7 protein-coding genes, 1 rRNA gene and 2 pseudogenes are annotated in these 10,600 nt (G+C 55.2%); 8 read left to right on the forward strand and 2 right to left on the reverse strand.

Annotation, left to right across the window (positions count from 1 at the left end; translation table 11 throughout):
- The first annotated feature begins 76 nt into the window (after window positions 1–76).
- From ABLV54_RS07740 to fis, 5 genes and pseudogenes are all read left to right on the forward strand, one after another.
- Window positions 77–319: a DUF997 family protein gene (locus ABLV54_RS07740; RefSeq protein ID WP_004206253.1), complete on the forward strand. Its 243-nt coding sequence runs from the start codon at window positions 77–79 to the stop codon at window positions 317–319.
- Entirely contained in the window at window positions 309–1,760 is a 1,452-nt protein-coding gene (gene panF, locus ABLV54_RS07745; RefSeq protein ID WP_023291160.1) for a sodium/pantothenate symporter, read from the forward strand. The genes ABLV54_RS07740 and panF overlap by 11 nt, the downstream gene beginning before the upstream one ends.
- Before the next feature lie 11 nt (window positions 1,761–1,771).
- Window positions 1,772–2,653, forward strand: a complete 882-nt coding sequence (prmA, locus tag ABLV54_RS07750) for a 50S ribosomal protein L11 methyltransferase (protein WP_348813897.1) — start codon at window positions 1,772–1,774, stop codon at window positions 2,651–2,653.
- 357 nt (window positions 2,654–3,010) lie between these two features.
- Window positions 3,011–4,019, forward strand: a pseudogene (gene dusB / locus ABLV54_RS07755) (tRNA dihydrouridine synthase DusB).
- Complete coding sequence (fis, locus tag ABLV54_RS07760; RefSeq protein ID WP_000462905.1) at window positions 4,001–4,297, forward strand: DNA-binding transcriptional regulator Fis; 297 nt, start codon at window positions 4,001–4,003, stop codon at window positions 4,295–4,297. Before dusB ends, fis begins: the two are co-directional and overlap by 19 nt.
- A gap of 84 nt (window positions 4,298–4,381) precedes the next feature.
- On the opposite strand, the gene envR is transcribed toward fis, so the two are convergent.
- On the reverse strand, window positions 4,382–5,035 hold the full coding sequence (gene envR, locus ABLV54_RS07765) for an acrEF/envCD operon transcriptional regulator (protein WP_023291162.1): 654 nt from the start codon (window positions 5,033–5,035) through the stop codon (window positions 4,382–4,384).
- A 376-nt stretch (window positions 5,036–5,411) separates the two neighbouring features.
- Here envR and ABLV54_RS07770 point away from each other — a divergent pair, with 376 nt between their 5' ends.
- The 3 genes and pseudogenes from ABLV54_RS07770 (at window position 5,412) to ABLV54_RS07780 (ending at window position 10,174) form a co-directional block, all read left to right on the forward strand.
- Window positions 5,412–6,551 carry an efflux RND transporter periplasmic adaptor subunit gene (locus tag ABLV54_RS07770; protein WP_044524928.1) on the forward strand — a complete coding sequence of 380 codons (1,140 nt, stop codon included), beginning with the start codon at window positions 5,412–5,414 and terminating at the stop codon, window positions 6,549–6,551.
- A gap of 12 nt (window positions 6,552–6,563) precedes the next feature.
- A pseudogene (locus ABLV54_RS07775) lies at window positions 6,564–9,660 on the forward strand (efflux RND transporter permease subunit).
- A 292-nt stretch (window positions 9,661–9,952) separates the two neighbouring features.
- Window positions 9,953–10,174, forward strand: coding sequence for a membrane protein (locus ABLV54_RS07780; RefSeq protein WP_004206262.1), 222 nt, complete (start codon window positions 9,953–9,955; stop codon window positions 10,172–10,174).
- Between the two features lie 220 nt (window positions 10,175–10,394).
- Here ABLV54_RS07780 and rrf read toward each other — a convergent pair.
- A 5S ribosomal RNA gene (rrf, locus tag ABLV54_RS07785) occupies window positions 10,395–10,510 on the reverse strand.
- Window positions 10,511–10,600: the final 90 nt, after the last annotated feature.

Consider the following 10,600-nt stretch of genomic DNA (forward strand, 5'->3'; position numbering starts at 1 on the left):
CCTTTTTTCTTTTTCTCTCTCCTCATCTATACCATGCGGTACAATCCCCGCTTTCTTTATCCTCAAGGGACAAAAAATGGACAAACGCTTTGTTCAGGCCCACAAAGAAGCGCGCTGGGCGCTGTGGCTGACCCTTCTCTATCTTGCCGCCTGGCTGGCCGCCGCCTATCTGCCGGGGGTGGCTATCGGTTTTACCGGCCTGCCCCACTGGTTTGAAATGGCCTGCCTGCTGGTTCCGCTGCTGTTTATTCTGCTGTGCTGGGCGATGGTCAAACTGGTTTTCCGCGACATACCTCTGGAGGACGATGATGCAGTTTGAGGTCATTATTCCCCTGATCGCCTATCTGGTGGTGGTGTTCGGCTTATCCCTTTACGCCATGAGAAAACGCGCCTCAGGAAGCTTTCTTAATGAGTACTTTCTCGGCAGCCGCTCGATGGGCGGCTTCGTGCTGGCCATGACGCTAACCGCCACCTATATCAGCGCCAGCTCATTTATCGGCGGACCCGGCGCCGCCTATAAATACGGCCTGGGATGGGTACTGCTGGCGATGATCCAGCTCCCCGCCATCTGGCTGTCGCTGGGCGTACTGGGAAAAAAATTCGCCATCCTTGCGCGTCGTTATAATGCCGTCACCCTCAATGACATGCTGTTTGCGCGCTACCAGAGCCGTCTGCTGGTCTGGCTGGCCAGCCTGAGCCTGCTGGTAGCCTTCGTTGGCGCCATGACCGTCCAGTTTATCGGCGGCGCCCGCCTGCTGGAGACGGCTGCGGGTATTCCCTACGATACCGGTCTGCTGATCTTCGGCATCAGCATCGCGCTGTATACCGCCTATGGCGGCTTTCGCGCCAGCGTGCTCAACGATACCATGCAGGGCATGGTGATGCTGATCGGCACGATCGTGCTACTGGTGGGGGTGATCCACGCCGCCGGCGGGATTGGCCATGCGGTAGAGACTCTGCAGTCGATCGACGTCAAGCTGGTGTCCCCGCAGGGGGCGGAAGATATCCTCTCGCCAACCTTTATGGCCTCGTTTTGGGTGCTGGTCTGCTTCGGCGTCATTGGCCTGCCGCATACCGCCGTACGCTGTATCTCCTACAAAGACAGCAAAGCCGTGCATCGCGGCATCATGATCGGCACCATCGTAGTGGCGATCCTGATGTTTGGCATGCACCTGGCCGGCGCGTTAGGTCGGGCGGTGCTCCCCGACTTAACCGTACCGGATCTGGTGATCCCGACGCTGATGGTCAAAGTGCTCCCGCCCTTTGCGGCAGGGATCTTTCTGGCCGCGCCGATGGCGGCGATTATGTCGACGATCAATGCCCAGCTTCTGCAAAGTTCCGCTACGATCATCAAGGATCTGTATCTGAACTGGCGTCCGGATCAGGCGACTAACGAAAAGCGGCTAAAACGCATGTCCGCCGGCATCACGCTCCTGTTGGGTGTTCTGCTGCTGCTCGCGGCCTGGCGACCGCCGGAGATGATTATCTGGCTGAATCTGCTGGCCTTCGGCGGCCTGGAAGCCGTCTTCCTGTGGCCGCTGGTACTGGGCCTGTATTGGGAACGTGCCAACGCGGCTGGCGCGCTGAGCGCGATGATCGTGGGCGGCGTGCTGTATGCCGTACTTGCCACGCTGAAAGTGCAGTTTCTCGGCTTCCACCCGATCGTTCCCGCGCTGCTGCTGAGTTTACTGGCGTTTGTGGCAGGGAACCGTTTCGGCCGTCCCGCACCACAGCCACCTATTTTGACTACTGATAAATAAAGAGTTTTGCTATGCCATGGATCCAACTGAAACTAAATACCACCGGCGCGAACGCTGAAGATCTTAGCGATGCGCTGATGGAGGCCGGATCGGTCTCGATCACCTTCCAGGATACGCACGATACGCCGGTATTTGAGCCATTACCCGGGGAAACCCGGCTGTGGGGCGATACCGACGTGATCGGCCTGTTCGATGCCGAAACCGATATGAAAGCGGTCGTTGCCCAACTGGAGCAGCACCCGCTGCTGGGCGCCGGCTTCGCGCATAAGATCGAGCAGCTGGAAGCTAAAGACTGGGAGCGGGAATGGATGGATAATTTCCATCCGATGCGTTTCGGTGAGCGGCTGTGGATCTGCCCGAGCTGGCGCGACGTTCCGGATGAAAATGCCGTCAACGTGATGCTCGATCCGGGTCTGGCCTTCGGTACCGGCACGCACCCGACGACATCCCTGTGCCTGCAGTGGCTCGATGGACTCGACCTCAACGGAAAAACGGTCATTGATTTCGGCTGCGGTTCCGGCATCCTGGCGATTGCCGCGCTGAAGCTGGGGGCCGCAAAAGCGATCGGCATTGATATCGACCCGCAGGCTATTCAGGCCAGCCGCGATAACGCGCAGCGTAACGGCGTATCTGAGCGTCTGGAGCTCTATCTTCCTCAGGACCAGCCCGAGTCGATGAAAGCCGACGTCGTGGTCGCCAATATCCTGGCTGGCCCGTTACGTGAGCTGGCGCCGTTAATCAGCGTCCTGCCCGTTTCAGGCGGTTTGCTGGGGCTTTCCGGCATCCTTGCCAGCCAGGCGGAGAGCGTCTGTGAAGCCTACGCCGATCTCTTCACCCTTGACCCGGTGGTCGAGAAAGAGGAGTGGTGCCGGATCACCGGCCGGAAAAACTAAGCGCAATGCGGCCTGTGGGCCGCATTTTTGTTTCCAGTAGCCACCAAATAATGCCAGGAAATGAGAGGCAGATCGCACTACAGAGCACTTTTTTGGCTATAAAAACAGCGTTTTATATCGTCTGGTAGCGAGTTTTTCTAAGAAAAATCGAGAAGTTTTATGATTTTATAAATGGACACAAATTATCCATCAGCCATTAAATCAATGATTAATATAAGTATTTATTCATTCCTTTTACGTTAGTCCCGGATTCATTGATCTGCAACAGAGGATTGCTCAAAGTTTGGCCTTTCATCTCGTGCAAAAAATGCGTAATATACGCCGCCTTGCAGTCACAGTATGGTCATTTCTTAACTCATGCGCATCGGACACCACCAGCTCAGAAATCGCCTGATCGCAGCGCCCATGGCTGGCATTACTGACAGACCATTCCGGACGCTGTGCTACGAGATGGGAGCGGGTTTAACCGTTTCCGAGATGATGTCCTCTAACCCACAGGTGTGGGAGAGCGACAAGTCCCGTTTACGGATGGTGCATATTGATGAGCCCGGTATTCGTACCGTGCAAATCGCCGGTAGCGTGCCGGAAGAGATGGCTGCCGCCGCGCGGATTAACGTGGAAAGCGGCGCCCAGATTATTGATATCAATATGGGATGCCCGGCGAAAAAGGTGAATCGCAAGCTTGCAGGTTCAGCCCTCTTGCAGTACCCCGACCAGGTGAAGTCGATCCTGACGGCGGTCGTGAATGCGGTGGACGTTCCTGTGACTCTCAAGATTCGCACCGGTTGGGAACCGGAACACCGTAACTGCGTAGAGATTGCCCAACTGGCCGAAGAGTGTGGCATTCAGGCTCTGACTATTCACGGACGCACCCGCGCCTGCTTGTTTAACGGAGACGCTGAGTACGACAGTATTCGGGCAGTTAAGCAGAAAGTTTCCATTCCGATTATCGCGAATGGCGACATTACTGACCCGCTTAAAGCCAGAGCTGTGCTCGACTATACAGGGGCTGATGCCCTGATGATAGGCCGTGCAGCTCAGGGAAGACCCTGGATCTTTCGGGAAATCCAGCATTATCTGGACACTGGAGAGCTGCTGCCCCCGCTGCCGCTGGCAGAGGTCAAGCGCTTGCTTTGTGCGCACGTTCGGGAATTGCATGACTTTTATGGTCAGGCAAAAGGGTACCGAATCGCGCGTAAACACGTCTCCTGGTATCTTCAGGAACATGCTCCAGATGACCAGTTTCGGCGCACATTCAACGCCATTGAGGATGCCAGCGAACAGCTGGAGGCGTTGGAGGCATACTTCGAAAATTTTGCGTAATAGAAATAAAGAGCTGACAGAACTATGTTCGAACAACGCGTAAATTCTGACGTACTGACCGTTTCTACCGTTAACTCTCAGGATCAGGTAACTCAAAAGCCCCTGCGTGACTCGGTTAAACAGGCACTGAAGAACTATTTTGCTCAACTGAACGGTCAGGATGTGAATGACCTGTATGAGCTGGTACTGGCTGAAGTTGAACAGCCCCTGTTGGACATGGTGATGCAATACACCCGTGGTAACCAGACCCGCGCTGCCCTGATGATGGGCATCAACCGCGGTACGCTGCGTAAAAAACTGAAAAAATACGGCATGAACTGATACTAGTCAGTTGCTTGCTTGATATAAAAGGCGCTCTTCGGCATGGGGAAGCGCCTTTTTTATTACCTGCGGCAGCGGGACACATTACTGATTCACCGCCCGCAGTACCGGCGTCTCCGATACACGAGCAGCACAGACTACCGCCATAATATTATCCACCAGCGCAGGCGCCTGCTGATAAAGATCGACGCGTTGCGGATCGAGCAGCCAGTTTTTAATTAGTCCGGAAAAGGCGCTGTGTAAAACAATTAATATCACTTCAATATTTGTTTCGGCTGGCAATATATTGTTACGCACACAGCACTGCAGCATGCCGCCGATGAGCGAATAATTAAAGCCAATGCGCTGGCGAATTTCATTTTCCGAAAGCATATCATTGGCAAACTCGCAGCGCTGATAAAGAATTTGCATCAGCGCGCGCTGGCGAGGATTCGCAGCAATATAGCGGAGCCCGGTAATAAACCGCTCGCGCAATGCATTTAATGGCTCCTGTTCATTCTCTGTTGCGAGGCTATGCTGAATCAAATCCCTGAGCGGTGGCTGCTGCTGCCACATTTCATTAAACAGCTCGGTCTTACTGGCAAAATGCCAGTAGACGGCGCCGCGGGTCACTCCCGCCGCATCAGCAATATCCGTCAGGGTCGTGTTGGTCACCCCCCGCAGAGCGAACTGCTGGATCGCGGACTCAATCAGGAGCTGCCGCGTGCGTAGCGCCTCTTCTTTCGTTTTTCTTGCCATACAAGCCCCCTTCCCGCCAGACAGGATATTTAGGATTTTCTGAAGATCGCTTAACCTAACATTTGTCATGGAATATTTTTTAGCAAAAATGCAGACAAGTTAATTCTGACGCCATCGTCAAATAAATTACCCAAATCAATATTAATAAATAACTCATTCACGGAATTGATGTCTATTTATTAAGATTTACAATTAAGGTAAACAGAATAAAAAGGCAGCGCGTTTTTTTGTTTTTGCGTGCCTTGCTGATTGTCCCAAAATAACTATCCCTTACATCCAGCGGCGTTTATTTGTAGGATGGCAAACTGCTTTTTAATTCCCTCTTTCTTTCACAGATTCGCCGCCGAATTTGGCACGTAATCTATAAGGAACCGCCATGACTACTCACGCCAGAGTGACACTTTTATCCGGTTTAATTATCTCGGCCTTATTGCTTACCGGCTGCGATAATTCGGACAATCCGCAACCCCATGCCCAGGCGCCGCAGGTGACGGTCCATGTCGTGAACAGCGCGCCGCTGTCGGTCACCACCGAACTGCCAGGCCGAACTTCAGCTTTTCGCGTGGCGGAAGTCCGACCTCAGGTAAGCGGTATTATCCTGAAGCGTAACTTTGTTGAAGGAAGCGATGTCGAAGCAGGCCAGTCGCTCTATCAGATCGATCCGGCAACCTACCAGGCGGCGTGGAACAGCGCCAAGGGCGATGAAGCAAAAGCCGAAGCCGCAGCCGCCATCGCCCACTTGACGGTGAAACGCTACGTTCCGCTGCTGGGTACCAAGTATATCAGTCAACAGGAATACGATCAGGCGGTGGCCACCGCCCGCCAGGCCGATGCCGACGTCATCGCTACCAAAGCCTCCGTGGAAAGCGCCCGCATCAACCTGGCCTACACCAAAGTGACCTCTCCCATTAGCGGACGCATCGGTAAATCGAGCGTCACCGAGGGGGCATTGGTTACCAACGGTCAGTCGGATGCCCTGGCCACCGTCCAGCAGCTCGATCCGATCTACGTCGACGTGACGGAATCCAGCAATGACTTCATGCGCCTTAAGCAGGAAAGCCTGCAACGCGGCGGCGACACCAAAAGCGTTGAACTGCTGATGGAGAACGGTCAGGCCTATCCGCTTAAGGGTTCGCTGCAGTTCTCCGACGTCACTGTCGATGAAAGTACAGGTTCAATTACCCTGCGCGCTATCTTCCCTAACCCGCAGCATGTCCTGCTGCCGGGGATGTTCGTCCGCGCCCGCATCGATGAAGGCACCGATCCTCAGGCCATCCTGGTGCCGCAGCAGGGGGTGACTCGAACGCCGCGGGGCGATGCCTCCGTCATGCTGGTGAATGACAAAAATCAGGTTGAAACCCGTCAAGTGGTGGCTTCCCAGGCCGTGGGCGATAAGTGGCTTATCACCAGCGGGCTGAAGCCGGGCGACAAGGTGATTGTCAGCGGCTTACAGAAAGTCCGTCCCGGCGTCACCGTTAAAGCAGAAGTGGAGCGTGCGGCACCGGTCGCGCAATAAGGATACCCAGCCATGTCTAAGTTTTTTATCCATCGACCGGTCTTTGCCTGGGTGCTGGCCATCATCATGATGATTGCCGGCGGTCTGGCCATTCTCCAGCTGCCGATAGCGCAGTATCCGACGATTGCGCCCCCTGCGGTGGCGATCTCCGCCACCTATCCCGGTGCGGATGCTCAGACCGTGCAGGACACGGTCACTCAGGTTATTGAGCAGAACATGAACGGTATCGACAACCTGATGTATATGTCGTCGACCAGCGATTCCGCCGGCTCAGTAACCATCACGCTTACCTTTAAGTCCGGCACCGATCCGGATATCGCCCAGGTGCAGGTGCAAAACAAACTGCAGCTGGCCACCCCGCTGCTGCCTCAGGAAGTCCAGCAGCAGGGAATTAGCGTAGAGAAGTCCAGCAGCAGCTTCCTGCTGGTGGCCGGCTTTATCTCTGATAACCCGGTCACCACCCAGGATGATATTTCCGACTATGTCGCCTCTAATGTTAAAGATCCCATCAGCCGACTCAACGGTGTGGGCGATGTACAGCTGTTCGGCGCGCAGTACGCCATGCGCATCTGGCTGGATGGCAACCTGCTGAACAAATACAACCTGACGCCGGTGGACGTCATCAATGCGCTGCAGGTTCAGAACGATCAGATTGCCGCCGGCCAGCTGGGCGGTACGCCAGCGCTGAAAGGCCAGCAGTTGAACGCGTCGATCATTGCCCAGACGCGGCTTAAAGATCCGCAGGAGTTTGGCAAGGTCACGCTGCGGGTCAATGCCGATGGTTCTGTCGTCCATTTGAAAGATGTCGCCCGCGTTGAGCTGGGCGGAGAGAACTACAATGTCGTTGCCAGAATTAACGGCAAGCCCGCCTCTGGTCTGGGTATTAAGCTCGCGACCGGCGCCAACGCGCTGGATACTGCCACCGCGATTAAAGCGAAGCTGGCCGAACTGCAGCCTTACTTCGGTGGTCTATCCGTACGATACGACCCCTTTCGTCAAAATCTCTATTCACGAAGTGGTCAAAACGCTCTTTGAAGCGATTATTCTCGTCTTCCTTGTCATGTATCTGTTCCTGCAGAACATGCGCGCTACGCTCATTCCGACCATTGCCGTGCCCGTCGTGCTGTTGGGTACCTTCGCGGTACTGTCGATGTTTGGCTACTCCATCAACACCCTGACGATGTTTGGTATGGTGCTGGCGATAGGTCTGCTGGTCGATGACGCCATTGTGGTGGTGGAAAACGTCGAACGTGTGATGGTTGAGGAGAAGCTCTCGCCAAAAGAAGCGACGGAAAAGTCGATGTCGCAGATCCAGGGGGCGCTGGTGGGTATCGCCATGGTGCTCTCTGCGGTTTTCGTGCCGATGGCCTTCTTCGGCGGTTCCACCGGCGCGATTTATCGCCAGTTTTCGATCACCATCGTTTCCGCCATGGCGCTCTCCGTGCTGGTTGCCCTGGTGCTGACACCAGCGCTCTGCGCCACGTTGTTGAAGCCAGCCTCAGCTGAACACCATGAGAAAAAAGGATTTTTCGGCTGGTTTAACGCCCGTTTTGACCAGAGCGTTAACCACTACACCAACAGCGTCAGCGGTATTTTGCGTGGAACCGGCCGTTACCTGGTGATCTATCTGCTGATCGTCGTGGGAATGGCCGTGCTGTTTATGCGTCTCCCGACATCCTTTCTACCCGATGAAGACCAGGGGGTCTTCCTGACCATGATCCAGCTGCCTTCCGGCGCTACACAGGAGCGGACACAGAAAGTGCTGGATACCGTGACCGACTACTATCTGCATAACGAGAAGGCTAACGTCGAAAGCGTCTTTACCGTTAACGGCTTCAGCTTCAGCGGCCAGGGACAAAACTCCGGCATGGCGTTTGTCAGCCTGAAACCATGGGAAGCGCGCAGCGGCGATAAAAACAGCGTGGAGTCCATCATCAAGCGAGCCACCGTGGCCTTCAGCCAGATCAAAGACGCCATGGTTTTCCCGTTCAACATGCCTGCCATTATTGAGCTGGGTACCGCCACCGGCTTCGACTTTGAGCTGATCGACCAGGGCGGGCTAGGTCATACTGCCCTGACGCAGGCGCGCAATCAACTGCTGGGCATGGTGAAACAGCATCCGGATCAGCTGGTACGGGTACGGCCTAATGGGCTGGAAGATACGCCGCAGTTCAAACTGGATGTCGACCAGGAAAAAGCGCAGGCGCTGGGCGTATCGCTCTCCGATATCAATGAAACGATATCCGCTGCGCTGGGCGGGTACTACGTCAATGACTTTATTGACCGTGGTCGCGTCAAGAAAGTGTACGTTCAGGCTGATGCCCATTTCCGTATGCTGCCGAGCGACATTAACAATATGTATGTTCGTAGCGCCAATGGCGAGATGGTTCCGTTCTCCGCCTTCGTCACCTCGCGCTGGATATATGGCTCGCCGCGTCTGGAACGCTACAACGGTTTACCCTCCATGGAGATCCTCGGTGAAGCCTCGCCGGGCAAGAGTACCGGGGAAGCCATGGCGCTGATGGAAGCGCTGGCCAGTAAACTGCCGAGCGGTATTGGTTACGACTGGACTGGGATGTCTTACCAGGAACGCCTTTCCGGCAACCAGGCTCCCGCGCTCTATGCCATCTCGCTGATTGTCGTCTTCCTGTGCCTGGCGGCGCTGTATGAGAGCTGGTCGATTCCGTTCTCAGTCATGCTAGTGGTTCCGCTGGGGGTCATCGGCGCGCTGTTAGCCGCCACGCTGCGTGGGCTGAATAACGACGTTTACTTCCAGGTAGGCCTTCTGACCACGATCGGTTTGTCGGCGAAGAACGCGATCCTGATCGTCGAATTCGCCAAGGATCTGATGGAGAAAGAAGGGAAAGGGATCATTGAAGCAACCCTGGAGGCATCGCGGATGCGCCTGCGACCCATTCTGATGACCTCTCTGGCTTTTATTCTCGGGGTCATGCCGCTGGTGATTAGCCATGGTGCCGGCAGCGGGGCGCAGAATGCGGTGGGTACCGGTGTCATGGGCGGGATGCTAACCGCGACACTGCTGGCGATCTTCTTTGTTCCGGTCTTCTTTGTGGTCGTCAGACGACGTTTTACCCGGCACGCTGAATAACCCGGCCTGGTATTAAAGGCGCCCCTGCGGGCGCTTTTTTTTCGCCTGGTATATGAGCAACCACTACAGCTTCCCGCTATCTGACAACCGCTATCGCGCGCGGCAGCGCTGGGACACGATCGTTCTCTCCATCTTTTCTGCATATTCCCCTGCTTATCTTCACGATATTTACGTGGCTCATATATTGAGATGATTTCGGCATCCGGGCCGGACAATCCGCGGTGATAAAATAAGCCATTCCGTTCTGCACTGGCTTTCAGTACAACCCTGCGGATTATCCAGAGGTAATATCATGAAAAAGTATTTAATCGTGGCGCTGCTGGCCTCTCTGCTGGCAGGCTGTGCCCATGACTCTCCCTGCGTGCCGGTGTATGACTCGCAAGGCCGCTTAGTCCACACCAATACCTGTATGAAAGGCACAACAGAAGACAACTGGGACACCGCAGGCGCGATCGCCGGGGGCGCCGCCGCGGTAGCCGGCCTCACGTTAGGGATCGTCGCGCTGACCCGCTAATTCTCCCCCGACCAGCAGATACAGGGGCTAGCGTCGAACCTGTATCTGCTCTTCTGCGCATCATCCACATGACAACCGAACAAACAAACTCACTGTCCCTTGCTGCATTACGCGCAAATCGGCTTTGACGGGTTTCCCCCTGGCGGCAGGACTGCTTATCAACAGATAACACAAAAGCAGAAGGCCCAGTCTTTCGACTGGGCCTTCTGCTTTATTTGATGCCTGGCGATTCCCTACTCTCACATGGGGAGACCCCACACTACCATCGGCGCTACGACGTTTCACTTCTGAGTTCGGCATGGGGTCAGGTGGGACCGCCGCGCTATTGTCGCCAGGCAAATTCTTTACAACGTGCCGAACTTTAACCTAAAAAGTGGTGCTGATACCCAGAGTCGAACTGGGGACCTCACCCTTACCAAGGGTGCG

The organism is Klebsiella sp. JB_Kp042 (assembly GCF_040065275.1).
Classification (GTDB): Bacteria; Pseudomonadota; Gammaproteobacteria; order Enterobacterales; family Enterobacteriaceae; genus Klebsiella; species Klebsiella quasipneumoniae.